The 15,382-nt window shown below is 63.6% G+C and carries 10 protein-coding genes and 2 pseudogenes; 10 read left to right on the forward strand and 2 right to left on the reverse strand.

The genetic code is table 11. The features are described 5' to 3' along the window. The first annotated feature begins 21 nt into the window (after positions 1-21). The 3 genes and pseudogenes from U1700_RS02030 to U1700_RS02040 all read left to right on the forward strand — a co-directional run bounded on the left by U1700_RS02030 (position 22) and on the right by U1700_RS02040 (position 2,868). Positions 22-726, forward strand: coding sequence for an SDR family NAD(P)-dependent oxidoreductase (locus U1700_RS02030; protein WP_332749692.1), 705 nt, complete (start codon positions 22-24; stop codon positions 724-726). Then, positions 710-1,639 carry a 2-dehydro-3-deoxygalactonokinase gene (locus tag U1700_RS02035; protein ID WP_332749693.1) on the forward strand — a complete coding sequence of 310 codons (930 nt, stop codon included), beginning with the start codon at positions 710-712 and terminating at the stop codon, positions 1,637-1,639. The genes U1700_RS02030 and U1700_RS02035 overlap by 17 nt, the downstream gene beginning before the upstream one ends. 65 nt (positions 1,640-1,704) lie before the next feature. After that, positions 1,705-2,868: pseudogene (locus U1700_RS02040) on the forward strand (IS3 family transposase). A gap of 159 nt (positions 2,869-3,027) precedes the next feature. Here U1700_RS02040 and U1700_RS02045 read toward each other — a convergent pair. After that, positions 3,028-3,249: pseudogene (locus U1700_RS02045) on the reverse strand (IS630 family transposase); the annotation flags it as partial. Positions 3,250-3,564: 315 nt separating this feature from the next. Here U1700_RS02045 and U1700_RS02050 point away from each other — a divergent pair. Next, positions 3,565-4,389 (forward strand): IS5 family transposase, encoded by an 825-nt coding sequence (locus tag U1700_RS02050; RefSeq protein ID WP_332749694.1) that lies wholly within the window; start codon positions 3,565-3,567, stop codon positions 4,387-4,389. Between the two features lie 99 nt (positions 4,390-4,488). Here U1700_RS02050 and U1700_RS02055 read toward each other — a convergent pair whose 3' ends face one another. Further along, entirely contained in the window at positions 4,489-7,806 is a 3,318-nt protein-coding gene (locus tag U1700_RS02055; protein WP_332749695.1) for an Eco57I restriction-modification methylase domain-containing protein, read from the reverse strand. A gap of 1,046 nt (positions 7,807-8,852) precedes the next feature. Between U1700_RS02055 and U1700_RS02060 the strand changes: the two genes are divergently transcribed. From U1700_RS02060 to trbE, 6 genes are read left to right on the forward strand one after another with little or no spacing between them, the layout of a single operon-like run. Continuing rightward, a complete protein-coding gene (locus U1700_RS02060; protein WP_332749696.1) occupies positions 8,853-10,871 on the forward strand; it encodes a conjugal transfer protein TraG in 2,019 nt (672 codons plus the stop codon). An 11-nt stretch (positions 10,872-10,882) separates the two neighbouring features. Then, positions 10,883-11,302: a CopG family transcriptional regulator gene (locus U1700_RS02065; protein ID WP_332749698.1), complete on the forward strand. Its 420-nt coding sequence runs from the start codon at positions 10,883-10,885 to the stop codon at positions 11,300-11,302. Further along, a complete protein-coding gene (gene trbB / locus U1700_RS02070; RefSeq protein ID WP_332749700.1) occupies positions 11,299-12,318 on the forward strand; it encodes a P-type conjugative transfer ATPase TrbB in 1,020 nt (339 codons plus the stop codon). Before U1700_RS02065 ends, trbB begins: the two co-directional genes overlap by 4 nt. Continuing rightward, a complete protein-coding gene (locus tag U1700_RS02075; RefSeq protein WP_332749702.1) occupies positions 12,318-12,641 on the forward strand; it encodes a TrbC/VirB2 family protein in 324 nt (107 codons plus the stop codon). The genes trbB and U1700_RS02075 overlap by 1 nt, the downstream gene beginning before the upstream one ends. Next, positions 12,638-12,925 carry a VirB3 family type IV secretion system protein gene (locus U1700_RS02080; RefSeq protein ID WP_332749704.1) on the forward strand — a complete coding sequence of 96 codons (288 nt, stop codon included), beginning with the start codon at positions 12,638-12,640 and terminating at the stop codon, positions 12,923-12,925. The genes U1700_RS02075 and U1700_RS02080 overlap by 4 nt, the downstream gene beginning before the upstream one ends. Next, a complete protein-coding gene (gene trbE / locus U1700_RS02085) occupies positions 12,919-15,348 on the forward strand; it encodes a conjugal transfer protein TrbE (protein ID WP_332749706.1) in 2,430 nt (809 codons plus the stop codon). The genes U1700_RS02080 and trbE overlap by 7 nt, the downstream gene beginning before the upstream one ends. Positions 15,349-15,382: the final 34 nt, after the last annotated feature.

Here is a 15,382-nt window from a genome sequence, read left to right on the forward strand (position 1 = left end):
GCCGACGATACGATCGCTCTCGTGACGGGCGGGGCGAGCGGTATCGGCCGCGCGACGGTCCGGCGCTTGCGCGATCACGGTGTTCGCGTTGCCGTCCTCGACCTCACGTTCAGCGAGGAGGGAAACGCAAACATCGTCGCCGATTTGGGGAGTGACGCTTCCGTTGCCGCGGCGATGGAAAAAGTGCGTGCGACGACCGGCCTGCCCGACATCGTCATTCATGCGGCCGCGGCGAGTGTTTCCGGATCGGTGATGACCACCTCGAGCGCCGACTTTGCCAGGCTTTACGACGTCAATGTCATAGGCGCGGCTCGCCTGATCCGGGCTTGTGCCCCAGCCATGATCGAAAAGGGCCGAGGTAGCTTTGTCATGGTTTCTTCGGTCAATGCCCGTTTTGCCACGCCAACTCTTGCCGCTTACGCGGCTTCGAAGGCGGGCCTCGAAAACTTAGTGATGACTGCCGCAGTCGAACTTGCGCCGAGCGGCGTCAGGGTCAACGCCGTTGCTCCTGCATCGATCGACACTCCGTTACTTAGAGCGTCGTTCGCCGATGCCCCCGATCCTCAGCAGGCACTCCGGGAAAATGCGCTTCGTCATCCCTTGGCCCGTCTTGGAGCTCCAGAGGAGGTAGCTCATTTGATCGCATTTTTGTGTTCGATCGAGGCTGACTGGATTACCGGCGGGGTTCATCCGATCGACGGTGGGGCGCATGTCACGCGAAGGTGACGGCGGTCTGATCGCAATCAACTGGGGCAGCAGTGCCTTTCGCGCATGGCTCGTCGGTCCAGACGGGATTGTTAAGGATCAACTTGTTTCGTCGTCGGGCGTGGTAGGCCTCGACCGGCAAGCGATGGCTACTGTCATTGACGAGGTGACGGCTCGTTGGCCCGCCGTTGCCCGAATAATCGCAACTGGCATGATTGGATCAAATATCGGCTGGACGGAGAGACCCTATCTCGAATGCCCAGTCTCGCTGGCCGACCTGGCCGCTGCCTGTGCACCGACCAAGATTGGGCCAACCACCGTGTATTTGGCGCCCGGCCTGGCCTGCGTTCGCCGCGCCGACGGCCGCCCCGACATCCTTCGCGGCGAAGACATGGAAATTTTTGGCGCAATTGCCCTGCGCGGTGCCGAAGCATCGGGCAGGACCATCGTGCTGCCGGGCACCCACACCAAATGGGCCCATATCGAGGATGGTTACCTCGTCGAATTCTTCACCAGCATGGCGGGGGAGATGTTCGACCGCCTCACGGCGGGCGGCCTTTTGGCTTCAATTGTCTCGGACGAGGCCATCCCAGGCAACGCTTTCCAAAAGGGGCTGGCTGAGGGATCGGATGGGCTGGGATTGACGACTGCGCTGTTCGGCGTACGGGCTGGCGTCATCCGCGGGACCGTCGATCGCTCAGATGCCGCATCCTACCTTCGCGGGCTGCTTATCGGGAGCGAGTTTGCCGATGCGGCGCACCTCGGTATCGGGCCGACGGACGACACCATCGTGCTGGTCGGCAATCCAGGACTGTGCCGCCTGTATCAGGCAGCCGCACCCTTCTTCGGATTCGCAGCAGAGATCGTCGACAGCCGCGACGCGACCGTTGCGGGCTTCGTCGCGCTTGATCTTCAAAGCATGAAACTGTGTTGACTGACGTGACCCCCGTTTTTTCCTCCAGTTGGAGCTAGGGTCCGACCCATCGAAGGGACGGACAGATGAAGCGGAAGCAGTTTTCGGAAGAGCAGATCATTGGCATCCTGAAGGAGGCCGAGGCGGGCGCGGTGGTAACGGAGCTGTGCCGCAAGCACGGCCTGTCGAGCGCGACCTACTATGCATGGAAGGCCAAGTTCGGCGGGCTCGAGGTGTCGGACGCGAGGCGGCTTCGGGCGCTCGAGGACGAGAACGCCAAGCTCAAGCGCTTGCTGGCGGAAGCGATCATGGACAACGCTGGTCTGAAGGACCTGCTGTCAAAAAAATGGTAGCGCCCGCCGCGAAGCGGGAAGCTGTTGCCCATCTCCAGGCGACGCTGGGGATGAGCGAGCGGCGGGCGTGTGCTGTCGTCGGGGCTGATCGCAAGAGCATGCGCTATCGCTCGTGCCGGGCAGATGATGGCGACCTTCGGTCGCGCTTGCGTGATCTGGCGCAACAGCGTCGTCGGTTCGGCTACCGGCGATTGCACATCTTGCTTCGCCGCGACGGCATCACGATCAACCGCAAAAAGACCCAGCGGCTGTATCGCGAGGAAGGCTTGACGGTGCGCCGCAGGAAGGGACGGAAGCGCGCCGTCGGCGCGCGGGCGCCTGCCCCGGTGCTGGCGCTTCCCAACCAGCGCTGGAGCTTGGGCTTCGTGCATGACCAGCTGGCGACTGGCCGGCGGTTCCGCGTGCTCAACATCGTCGATGACGTGACGCGCGAGTGCTTGCGGGCGGTGGTCGACACGTCGATCTCCGGACGGCGGGTCGTGCGCGAGCTGACCGATCTGATCGCCGAGCGCGGCAAGCCCAAGATGATCGTCAGCGACAATGGCACCGAACTGACCTCGAACGCGGTGCTCGCCTGGTCAGGCGACGCCGGGGTCGAGTGATTACATCGCGCCGGGCAAGCCGACGCAGAACGGGTTCGTCGAGAGCTTTAATGGTCGCATGCGCGACGAGCTCCTCAATGAGACGCTGTTCTTCACAATCGGCCAGGCGCGCTTGATCCTCGCCCGCTGGATGCACGATTACAACACCGAGCGGACGCACTCCTCGCTCGGCTACGTCACCCCGGCGGCCTTCGCCGCCGAACTCGAACAGCAACGGGCGGATTTAATCCCACCCGTTGCCTCACCCGCGCTCATGCGCGACAACACCGGTCGGTCTCTGGCTGCAGCTGGATGAAAGACGGGGGTCACGTCATGACGACCCGACGCTTCGATGAGGCGCTGCGCCGGACGCGGATTATCGCGATCCTTCGCGGGCTGCCAACCGCCGACGCACTCGATGTCCTGACCACGCTCGTCGACGTCGGGATCGAGTTCGTCGAGGTGCCACTTAGAGTATGGCGAAGACTTCCTCCCGACGCTCTTCGATCCGACGCGAACGTGTGTCCCCGCCCTGAGGCTTCGGCGCAAAATTCCCGGTCATGCGACGCCGCGCTTGCCACCGGATCGCGGTCGAGGGCGCCACGCCAAACCGAACCGCCGCCGACCGGCAACTCATTCCCGCATCAATCGCGGCCAAAAGCCGCGTGCGCAAATCCATCGAGAGAGGCTGACCCATGCATGCTGGCCTCCATATCCCAGCCTGCATTCTGAATCAGACTTTCAGACCCTTGGGAATCCCCCAGCGATTCATGCCGGTCGAAATCCGCTCTAAGCTTCAATGTCGTCTTTCATCAATTTTGTGACCGCCGGCGCGCGTCCGCAATTGGGGCGGTAGCTGATTGGCAGCTTTGCGGAATACTACTGAGCAAAGCTGACATCCGGCCGCGAGTAAGCCAACATCCGCTTTCTAAGAGCCTGACCGAAAAAGAAGTTGGGTGATATCAGTGTGATGTGATTCAATCGGTGTTGCGAAGCATCGACGGAGGATCCCATGTGGACTGACACCACCCGAAGGCAGTTTGCCCGAAGCAGCCTGCGTTTGCCAAGCGATTTGACCGACGCGGAATGGGAGGTTCTGGAGCCGCTGTTTCCGGCTCGTTCGCACCGAGGGCGACCCCCGCTCTGGAGTTACCGGCAGATCGTTGAAGCCCTGCTCTATCTGCTGCGCGGCGGGTTGCCGTGGCGGATGCTGCCGCCCGATCTGTTCCCGCCGATGACCACGGTGCAGCATTACTTCTACCGTTGGCGTGACATGGGATTATGGTCTTCGATCAATCACACGCTGCTGATGGCGGTGCGTGAGGCGGCGGGGCGCGAGGCATCGCCGTCGGCCGGGGTGATCGACAGCCAAAGCGTCAAAACCACGGAGAGCGGCGGCCCGTGCGGCTATGATGCAGGCAAGAAGATCAAGGGCAGGAAGCGGCATATCATCACCGACACGCAAGGCTTCCTGGTCGGCGCCATCGTCCACACCGCCGATGTGCAGGACCGTGATGGCGCGCCCGATGTGCTCGCCAGCATCCGCCACCGCTTCCCCTGGCTGCGCCATGTCTTCGCGGACGGAGGTTATGCCGGCGACAAACTTCGCACGGCGCTCACCAAAATCGGCAAGTGGACAATCGAGATCATCAAGCGTTCCGACCACGCCAAGGGCTTCCAAATCCTGCCCCGGCGCTGGGTCGTCGAACGCACCTTCGCATGGCTGGGGCGCAACCGCCGGCTCGCCAAGGACTTCGAACGAACCATCGAAAGCGCCACCGCGTGGCTCTATCTCGCCTCCATCCAGCTCATCACCCGCAGAATCGCAAGCGCATGAAATCAATGCAAATGATTATGAGTCAGACTCTAAGATTTTGGCTCCAATAACTGACGGTCTCCTAACGGCCCAATTCCTGTCGCTTTGAGGACGCAGCGGTTATGCATCAATCGTTGCGTCTGGCTGACCCGACGTCAGCGCGTTGACCCACGCAAGACATAAATCCCGACTGCGATAATTCCCCCAGCGCCCTATCTCCTCACGCTCGACAATCGGGAAGGTCGAATAGATGTAACGGATATCATCCCGGCCAAGCGATGCATCGGCAGGATCGAAGACTCCGTAGAGGATGAAATATAGGGCATCGAGCTTGGCGCGAAGCTTCAGGCGGCGCTCCTCATCCCACGCAAACGGCGGCAACACATCGCCGGTCGCATCGACATGACCCATGTCCCGCGCGAATGGGGCCAGATCGTGGGCGGTATAGGTGAGTTCGAGAACAGCTTCGCGGACAATGTCGGAGGCGGCTTTAGGGCCGAACATGCGCGCATATGCCGGAGGTGGCACCATCGGTAGTTGTTCGAGCAGATACCATGCGAGATGATTGCCGTGGACCTTTTGCCGCGCCAGATAGTCAAGCACTAGACAGTTGAGGTTCGCAGTGACGAGCGGCGCGGCATCGATGTAGCTGGCGCCTTCGGCGCCTTTTGCCGGAAACAGCACCGGCAACGTGTGGCCAGCCCCGAAACGAGGGATTATCGTCGTGATCGTCGTGCGGGCGTTCGTGACCGACGTCACGTCCTTGAGTGACAAGCACCAATCAGTCGGGGTGTCCCACCCCGAGTCCGAAGACTTCACCCAATAGCGCGGTATCGGCTGACGCGCTGGATCGCGATGATCTTCATCTTTCAAGTCGGCGCCCTGGCCGGACCGGAACACATTGGCTTCCGCTAGCACAATGTCCGACGCACGATGGTCAAACGCCTGCACCATCTTGCCTTCGTAAAGTGGGACCCATTCGCCCGCTGCCGATTCAAACCGATTGCCACCGACCGGCCAAGCATTTTCCGCATTTTCCAATTCGGCGCGGGTGCGAAATTTAGCGCTATCGTTAGCCATGTGGAACATCGTCACATAGCGCAGAGGCCAAACCGGTTGACCATCGCCCGCGGAGCGATCTGTCCAGACCGGCAAGCGCGCGTAAATTTGTGACGTAGTTTCCTTATCGCGGCGTGACCGAAATATCGGAGCGGTGCCGCTGTTCGGGTTGATCCGCGCAATTTCCTCAGCGGTTAACGGGAACACGCGGTCAGGATCGTCTACCTCAGCCAAATCGCGGATGAAAAAGCCGTAGGATGCACCCTCGAACTTACGTTCTGCACCCCCCGCGATGTAGGCGCAGAATTTGAACCGATAATACACGTCGGCAAAGAACAGCGTGCCATCGTAGCGCCGGTTGAAAAAGTCGATGACACGGTGAACCTGCTTATCGCCCGTCACCTTTCTGAAGAATGCCGACGAGCTTTGATCGGAAGCGATACCCGAAGGAATCAACAGCCCCACCATTCCCCCCGGCTTAACAAGCGCATGTGCGCGCTCGACGAACAGGGAGTTGAGGTTCGTGTCTCCGCCCGACAGCAACGGATAGTGACCCGACTTTCGAGCCGCTCGCGCCGTATCGACCGCGCGTTGTTCGGCATGGGCGAAGTCTTCCCAAAGTGGATCGCCATCGGTTTTCAGCTTCGCGATCATACGGGCGCGGTCGGCCGACCGAGCGGCCAGCGCGATTTCGGGACGACGCGCGGCAAACCATTCGACCTGTTGCAGTTTGATCCGGTCCCACGGCGGATTGCCGACCACGGCATCGAATCCGCCTTCGAGACCTTTACTGGCCCAGTTGTCCCAGACGCCGGGGAAGCTAATTTGCCAGTTTAGGAACCGTTCTTCGCTGATCAGCGCACGGGCGCGCTCCCAAATCGACGTGAACGCATCGACTTCCTCGGCCTTTGCCTTGCCGGTTTCAGGTCCTTTCTTGCCGCGTGCAATAGGCACCGGATCGCCGAACCGGCCATCGAGCCAAAGGCGCACCAGTCCCTTATCGGCGGTTTTGAGGTTCAGCCAATCGAGCGCGTGCATGAAATTGACAAACCCATCGAGTTCGCCGGTCATAAGCTCGACATCTTGATACATCGCAGCCGACCGATGCGCCTCTGCTATCTCGACATCCGTCAAGGCTTCGATGGTCTTCATCGCTTCCGCTGAACGCTGCGCGTTGCGTAGGGCTTCGTTCCACAGCAGTTCGCCGCCGAGTTTCCCGGCCTTGTCGATCGCATCGCGCACCCACATCCCGAACAGGCTGTCTCCGGCGTGGAGATGATGGTCGATGAACGAAAGCGGAGCGCCGACGGTGAAGGTGTGAAGCCACAGCGCCACCTTGGCGAGTTCAACTGCCATCGGGTTTTTATCGACGCCATAGACGCAGCGTTTAAGGACCATGCGGCGGACAATATGTCGGTCGTCAAGCTGACCCTCGTCGATGGTCCAGCTCGCGGCGCGCGCGTTCTTCGTGATGGTCGCGCGGATATCTTCGATCTTGGTCGCCAGCGGGGATGCGTACCCGAGATCGGCCCCGAGTGAGGCGGCCTCTGCCATCGCATCGAGGACGTGATCAGCGAGAGTATCGACGAGGCTGACGAGGAAATGACCTGATCCCATCGCTGGGTCGCAGACGCGCAGGTTCAGGATTGATGTCGCCGGGTCAACATCTCGCAACAGATTGCGCTGATAATCTTCGGCGTCCTTGGGATCGAGCGTCTTGAGCGCCGACGAAAAGGCTTCGAGCCGTTCGGATATAAGCGGTTCGAGCGTTTGATCGAGGATTAGTCCGACCAATTCATCAGGAGTGTAATAGCTACCCGAATTCCTCCGCGCGAAAAGGTTCGGGCGCACTTCGAGCGCACCATCGTCGCCGCGGCAAATCTCAAATTCAAGCAGCCGTTCATAGATTGATCCAAGCTGCTGTACTGAAAGATCACGGTAGTTGATGTAGCGTCGTTCGCCTGACGAGCGTTCGTAGGACAGCGCATCGAGCGCGGGAGCCATGACGCTGTCGGGAATGCGGACCGCATCGAGCAACGACGCGCCGCCGCTGGCGAACAAGCCGCCGTTATAGGGCGGGATGCCGACCGATGCATCGCCTTTGTCGATGATGCGCGACAGGTCAGAAATATGGCTCCAGATGCGCGCCGCCGAGGATGACAGTGCATCGCCCTCCGAGACCCGCTTGCCGACATCGAGGCGAAGTGGCCTGAGTGCGTAATCATCATAGCGCTTGTCGTTGACGGGCAGCAGGTCACGGTCTTCGGCATAGAGCAGGAACAGTAGCCGATAGAGCAGCACAAGCGCGGCTTCGCGCACGTGCTGGAGCGGCGCTTGCGGCGAGGCATCGGCGATCGCAGAGGCAAGGCTGGGGAACACCTGTTCGAAGACGAGCTTCGACAGGCTGGCGGCGACGCGCTCTTCATAGAACGCTGCAGTCGCCCGCGCCCGCTCGTGAAATGAGCGATTATCCGCGCCATCCTTGATGAAGGCCTCGCGCGCAAACATGACCGCGAACACGCGCAACCAATGGTCGCGGTCGGCATCGCTGGCGAACAGACCATCGCGACCGTCCAAGCCAAGCACGCGTGCCAGGTCGATTTCCAGAAACTCTTCGGACACCGACCGCGCACCAGCCCAATAGAGCCGCCACTTCATGCCGTTGGTAAGGATGCCCCAGCGCAGCTTGCCAGTCGTCAGGTCGTCGATACGGCGCAAATAGCGGAGCATCTGGGTCGATGGCGCCGTCGCTTCGTCGCGGCCCGACGCCCGGTCCAACGGACGCGCCCAACGCTTGCTCTCGACGACTGCCAGGCCATGCGAATAGCGCCGCCATTGGTCGTCTTGCGCATTCGCTTCGGCCTTCGCAGCGGCATCCTTGAACAGCACACCGTCTGGCACATCGTCTCGTCCCGCGACGGTCAGATTTTGTTGGCGGAGCGATTCCGACCAGCCCAGGGCGGCCAGCACGGGCCAGATGAAGTCGTCTTCAGTCTGGCTTTCGTTCGTCCGGGAGTTTTTGGGAAACCTGGCGGCAATCAGGTCAAGGGTAGCGCGAAGGCCGGCAACGTCCACATCTTGGTAGGCGGGGGTCGCGGCGACTGCCTCCACCAGATAGTCGACCGTCAAAAGCGACCCGGAAATGAACAACGCAGAATCGGACAATGGGAACCCCTTCGCCCGACTTTAGTCGAACCGTGGATGGGAGGCCATAAGACGCAGGAAGGCTGGTGCAGGTGTCGATCGCGAGTGGCTGACCTCACCGGCCAAGTTCAGAAGACCTGTCTTCAAAAAATTACACGAATACGAGCCGACTGCCGCCGCTCGCGCCCTGTTTCGTCGGAACGGCAATGCGAATGCCCGGGAGAATGCCTGATCTAGGCGCCTGATCCGAACCACCATCGTGGTTCGGTCGGAGCCCACGCATGACCCCGACCAAGTTGCTTTTCGGCCAGATCCTGATCGTCTTCGCGATCGTAATCGCCGGGCTGTGGGCGTCGACCCAGTGGATCGCGGCGCAGCTCGCCTATCAGCCGCAGCTTGGCGCACCATGGGCGATCGCCTTTGGGCACCGGGTCTATCACCCATGGGCGCTCTTTGCCTGGTGGTATCACTTCGATGCCTACGCGCCGCACGTCTTCAACAAGGCTGGCCTTCTCGCCGGTGCCAGTGGCTTCATCGGATGCGCCGCCGCCATTGCGGGATCATTGTGGCGTGCACGCCAAGCCCGCCACGTCACAACTTACGGCTCGGCCCGCTGGGCGAACAGTCGCGAGATCGAGCGCGCTGGTCTTCGCGATATTGAGGGCGTTTTCCTGGGCCAGCATGACGGCCGGTATCTGCGCCACGACGGCCCCGAGCATATCATGGCGTTCGCGCCGACCCGCTCGGGCAAGGGCGTCGGCCTCGTCGTTCCGACCCTGCTCGGCTGGACCGGTTCGGCAGTCATCCACGACATCAAGGGCGAGAATTGGCAGCTGACTGCTGGCTGGCGCTCGATGTTCTCGCACTGCCTGCTGTTCAATCCGACCGATGCGCGCTCGGCGCGCTACAACCCGCTGCTCGAAGTACGCCGCGGCGCAAACGAAGTTCGCGACGTCCAGAACATCGCCGACATCCTCGTCGATCCCGAAGGCGCGCTCGAACGCCGCAATCACTGGGAGAAGACCAGCCACTCGCTGCTGGTCGGCGCGATCCTTCACGTCCTCTACGCCGAGGACGAGAAGACCCTCGCCCGCGTTGCGACCTTCCTATCCGATCCACAGCGCAGCTTCGCCAAGACGCTTGAGCGGATGATGACCACCAATCATCTCGGCACGCCCGCGGCGCCGGCGGTGCATCCCGTGGTCGCATCGGCGGCGCGCGAGCTCCTCAACAAGAGCGATAACGAGCGCTCGGGCGTGCTGTCGACCGCCATGTCGTTCCTCGGCCTCTACCGCGACCCGACTGTCGCGGCGGTGACGTCGAGCTGCGACTGGCGCATCGCCGACCTCGTCGAGAGCGGGTCACCGGTGTCGCTCTACCTGGTCGTGCCGCCATCGGACATCAGCCGCACCAAGCCGCTGATTCGCCTCGTGCTCAACCAGATCGGCCGACGGCTGACCGAGCAGCTTCACGCGGAGGGTCAGGGTCGCCGGCACAAACTGCTGATGATGCTCGACGAGTTTCCGGCGCTGGGACGGCTCGATTTCTTCGAGACCAGCTTGGCCTTCCTCGCCGGCTACGGCGTGCGCGCCTTCCTCATCGCGCAAAGCCTCAACCAGATCGAGAAGGCGTACGGCGATCACAACGCCATCCTCGACAATTGCCATGTGCGGGTCGCGTTCGCGACCAACGACGAGCGCACCGCCAAGCGCATCTCCGACGCGCTTGGCACGGCGACCGAGCAGCGCGCAATGCGCAACTATGCCGGGCACCGGCTGGCGCCGTGGCTCGCCCACGTCATGGTCAGCCGCCAGGAGACCGCGCGTGCCCTGCTGACCCCAGGCGAGGTGATGCAACTGCCCGCCACAGACGAGCTGATCCTCGTCTCGGGCCTGTCGCCGATCCGCGCCAAGAAGCTGCGCTATTACGAAGACCCGACCTTCAAGGCGCGCGCGTTACCCGCGCCCGCGCTGACCGATGGCCCGTATCGCGACCGCCCGACGCCGCGTCCCGACGACTGGAGCGGGCTCGTGCGCCAGCACGACGCGCGGCTCGACCAGAAGGCCGATGCCGAACGCGACGAAGACGGCGGGCTTCAGCAGCAGCGCGCGCCTGACCTCGCCGAGGACAGCGCTCCCCCCTCCGTCGAACCCGAGAAGCCCGACCTCGGAGTCGATGACGATGGCGATATCGCTGCCGACACGCGCGCCATGGCCGCGGCGCAGGCTGCAAACACGGTCGTCCGCGCGCACGCCATCAACGAAGGGAGCGACCATGATGAGTTGCTCCCCAGCTTCTGAGGAGCGGCCCCATGGATCGCATCCGTCACCAGCTGTTCCTGACGAAGGAGTTAAGCGAACGCCTCGAGGTGCTGGCCAGCAAACCCGGCGCGACCAAGTCGGCTATCCTCGTCGACGCGCTGACCGCCTGGCTTAATCGCCGTGCAGCGAGCGAGCTCGAGGACAAGTTCGGGACCCGGCTCGATCGTATGACCAATGCGGTGGGGCGAATCGAGCGCGACGGTCACGTCCTGCTCGAGACGCTGGCGCTGTTCGTGCTGATCGAGCTTACGGTCAACGCGCCATTGCCCAAGGGCGACGACGCTGCGCGCGCGGTCGGTCGCGCCCGGTTCGAGGAGTTCGTTGCCCGCGTCGGCGAGCGGCTGGCGAGTGGTCGACGGACGCTGGCGCCCGACCCACTCTCGGCAATCGGCAAGGATCAGGCGCGATGAGCGCCGCTGCATTTCCCGGCGGCGCCGACGATCGTCGTCGCGCGATGCTCCGCACGGCGATGGGTCCGGCGATCGCCGCCGCGCTCGCGAACCCACGCGTCATCGAGATCATGGTCAACCCTGACGGCGCGCTTCGGCTCGACATTCTCGGCCAGGGCCGGGTCGACACGGGCGATCGGCTTGATGCGTCGCAAGTCGAGCGGATCATCCGCCTCGTCGCCAGTCACGCGCGCGCCGAGGTCCATGGCGACGCACCGATCGTTTCGGCAGAGCTTCCGGCCAGCATTGATGGCCGCGCTGGGGAGCGGTTCGAAGGAGTGCTGCCACCGGTGGCGACAGGTCCATGCTTCTCGATCCGGAAGCCCGCGACCCGGCTTTACACGCTCGCCGATTACGTGACCGACGGCATCATCGCGCCGGCAGCGGCGGAGCAGCTCCGCGCCGCCGTCATCCGCCGCGACAACATCCTGATTGCCGGAGGTACGAGCACCGGCAAGACCACGCTCGCCAATGCCCTGCTCGCCGAGATGGCCTCGCTCGACGAGCGGGTCATCCTCATCGAGGACACACGCGAGCTGCAATGCCCGGCGCCCGATACGGTCGCGCTCCGAACGCGCCCTGGGAACTCGAGCGGCGCGGGCAGCGTCACCATGGCCGACCTCGTCCGCTCGACGCTCCGCCTTCGCCCCGACCGGATCATCGTCGGCGAGGTCCGTGGGCCCGAGGCGCTCGACATGCTCAAGGCATGGAACACCGGCCACCCCGGCGGCATCGCAACGGTCCACGCCAACAGTGCCCTGCGCGCGCTCCATCGCATCGAACAGCTCGTTCAAGAGGCCGTCGTTACCGTCCCGCGCGAACTGATCGCCGGCGCGATCGATCTCGTCGTGTTCATCGCCGGTCGCGGGCTCGACCGCCGCGTCACCACCATTGCCCGCGTCGACGGGCTCGATGCCCGCGGCGGCTACGCGCTCACCGACCTCATCACCCCAGCCCAACCTCAAGGAGATAATTAATGGCCAAGTTGCGCATTCGTTCGATCGCCGCTGCAGCGACCGCACTCGCCTCGACCTCGTTCGCCACCGCCGCGCAGGCGGCGGGCACCGGCATGCCGTGGGAGCAGCCGCTCCAGCAAGTGCTCGGCTCAGTCCAGGGACCGGTCGCCAAGATCCTCGCGGTCATCGTCATCATCGTCACCGGTCTCACGCTGGCGTTCGGCGAGAGTGCGGGCGGGTTCCGGCGGCTGATCCAGATCGTGTTCGGCCTGTCGATCGCGTTCGCGGCATCGAGCTTTTTCCTCAGCTTCTTCAGTTTCGGCGGCGGGGCGCTGATCGCATGAGCGGGCCCTTCCATCACTCAGGGGCCGAGCACATCGCCGGCTTCGAAGTGCCGATCCACGGCTCGCTGGGAACGCCGATCCTGCTGGGCGGTGCGCCGCGCGGCCTCGCCATCGTCAACGGCACGATCGCCGCAGCGGTCGGGCTCGGGCTCCAGCAATGGATCGCAGGGATCGTCCTGTGGGCGGTGGGGCACAGCCTCGCCGTCTTCGCCGCCCGCCGCGATCCGCACTTCGCGCCGGTTCTGCTCCGTCATCTCCGTCAGAAAGGCCATTATTCGTGCTGAACCTTGCTGAGTATCGTCACCATAGCGACCGGCTTGCGGACCATCTGCCGTGGGCGGCGCTGGTCGCCGACGGCGTCATCCTCAACAAGGACGGCAGCTTCCAGCGCACGCTTCGCTTTCGCGGCCCCGATCTTGAGTCCGCAACCGAGGCCGAGCTGGTCTCTGCCTCGGCCCGCGCCAACAATGTATTGAAGCGCTTCGGCACGGGCTGGGCTTTGTTCTTCGAGGCCGAACGCCGCGAGGCGATCGCCTATCCCGACAGCGATTTCCCCGACGCCGCCTCCTGGCTGGTCGATCGGGAACGCCGTGCCGGGTTCGTCGCCGAGGGTGGCCATTACGAGAGCGTCTATCACCTCACGCTGACCTTCCTGCCGACTGCCGACAGCAGCGACGCGGCAGGCCGCTCACTGGTCGATCGTCCCGAGGGCAACAGCACGCGCGACTGGCGCGCGGCGCTGGCGACCTTCATCGCCGAGACCGACCGCGCGTTCGACCTGTTCGCGGCCTTTATGCCCGAGACCCAGGCGCTCGGCTCGGCCGAGACGCTGACCTATCTTCACGGTCGCATCTCGTCCCGCCGTCACCCGGTCGCGGTGCCGTCGACCCCGATGTGTCTCGACGGGCTGCTCGCCGACACGCCGCTGGTCGGCGGGCTCGAGCCGATGCTTGGCGAACAGCATCTCCGCACGCTGACTATCCTCGGCTTTCCGAATGTGAGCCGGCCCGGACTGCTCGACGCGCTCAACCATCTCGACTTCGGCTATCGTTGGGTGACCCGCTTCATCGCGCTCGACAAGAGCGATGCGACCAAGGCGCTGACCAGCCTTCGACGCCAATGGTTCAACAAGCGCAAGTCGATCACCGCGCTGCTGCGCGAGATCATGTACAATCAGCCGACCCAGCTGCTCGACAGCGATGCCGACAACAAGGTCGTGGACGCCGACCTCGCGCTTCAGGCGCTCGGCGCCGACCATGTCGCGTTCGGCTATCTCACCACCACGATCACGCTGGCCGACACTGACCGCACCCGGGTCGAGGAGCAGGTCCGCCGCATCGAGCGGGTCGTCAACGGCCTTGGGTTCACGACGATCCGCGAAGGCGTCAACGCGGTCGAGGCATGGCTGTCGAGCCTGCCCGGCCAAGTCTATGCCAACGTTCGACAACCGCTGGTTCACACCCTCAATCTTGCCCACTTGATGCCGCTGTCGAGCGTCTGGGCGGGCCCGGCGTACAACGCGCACCTCAGCGGTCCGCCGTTGCTTTATGCGCAGGCCGCTGGCTCGACCCCGTTCCGCCTCTCGACCCATGTCGGCGATGTCGGCCATATGATGGTGGTCGGCCCGACCGGAGCCGGCAAGTCGGTTCTGCTCGCGCTGATCGCGCTTCAGTTCCGCCGCTATCCAGGCGCGCAGGTCTTCATCTTCGACAAGGGCTATTCCGCGCGCACCGCCGTGCTTGCCATGGGCGGCGAGCATCATGCGCTCGGACTTGGCGGTGGGCAGGGGACGGGCGAGACTCTTGCCTTCCAGCCTCTGCGCCACATCGACGGCTTAAGCGAACGCGCCTGGGCGGCCGATTGGATCGCAGCGCTGCTCACCCACGAGAAGGTCAGCGTCACGCCGGACGTCAAGGAAAGCGTCTGGTCGGCACTCGGCAGTCTCGCCTCGGCCCCGACTGAAGAGCGCACATTGACCGGGCTCGCCCTGCTGCTCCAGTCGAACGCTCTGCGCTCGGCGCTCGCTGCTTACACGCTCGACGGGCCCTATGGTCGGCTGCTCGACGCTGCGGAACCCGACGCGGCGTTCGCCGATGTCCAGTGCTTCGAGACCGAGGCGCTGATGGGCCATTCGGGCGTCGTCGCGCCGGTGCTGACCTATCTGTTTCACCGGCTCGAAGAGCGGTTCGATGGGCGGCCGACGCTGCTTATCCTCGACGAGGCGTGGGTCTTCCTCGACCACCCGCTGTTCGCTGCGCGCATCCGCGAGTGGCTCAAGGTGCTGCGCAAGAAGAATGTCGCGGTGCTGTTCGCGACCCAAAGCCTGGCCGACATCGCCGCCAGCAGTATCGCACCGGCGATCATCGAGAGCTGCCCGCAGCGGATCCTGCTGCCCAACGACCGGGCGATCGAGCCGCAAAGCCGAGAAGCCTACGAGCGGTTCGGGCTCAACGAGCGCCAGATCGAGCTCATCAGCAGAGCCACGCCCAAGCGCCATTATTATCTCCAGTCCGCGCGCGGCAATCGACTCTTCGAGCTTGGCCTCGGGCCGATCGCGCTCGCACTTTGCGGTGCGTCCGACCCGGCAAGCCAGCAGCGGATCGACACGCTGCTCGCCGAGCATGGCGATGCCGACTTCGCCGCCCGCTTCCTTGCCGATGCCGGTCTCGCCTGGGCCGCGCTTCTGCTCGCCGACTTTCCTGCCTGATCGCCAACCCCTGACCCCCTGCCCCCAAGGAGAA

Source organism: Sphingomonas sp. RB1R13 (assembly GCF_036663775.1).
In the GTDB taxonomy this organism is placed as follows: Bacteria; Pseudomonadota; Alphaproteobacteria; order Sphingomonadales; family Sphingomonadaceae; genus Sphingomicrobium.

What these genes read in the sequence shown, in the direction of transcription:
- U1700_RS02035 (WP_332749693.1), top strand. Translation starts at nt 710, where the DNA reads ATGTCACGCGAAGGTGACGGCGGTCTGATCGCAATCAACTGGGGCAGC.
- U1700_RS02050 (WP_332749694.1), top strand. Translation starts at nt 3,565, where the DNA reads ATGTGGACTGACACCACCCGAAGGCAGTTTGCCCGAAGCAGCCTGCGT.
- U1700_RS02060 (WP_332749696.1), top strand. Translation starts at nt 8,853, where the DNA reads ATGACCCCGACCAAGTTGCTTTTCGGCCAGATCCTGATCGTCTTCGCG.
- U1700_RS02065 (WP_332749698.1), top strand. Translation starts at nt 10,883, where the DNA reads ATGGATCGCATCCGTCACCAGCTGTTCCTGACGAAGGAGTTAAGCGAA.
- trbB (WP_332749700.1), top strand. Translation starts at nt 11,299, where the DNA reads ATGAGCGCCGCTGCATTTCCCGGCGGCGCCGACGATCGTCGTCGCGCG.
- U1700_RS02075 (WP_332749702.1), top strand. Translation starts at nt 12,318, where the DNA reads ATGGCCAAGTTGCGCATTCGTTCGATCGCCGCTGCAGCGACCGCACTC.
- U1700_RS02080 (WP_332749704.1), top strand. Translation starts at nt 12,638, where the DNA reads ATGAGCGGGCCCTTCCATCACTCAGGGGCCGAGCACATCGCCGGCTTC.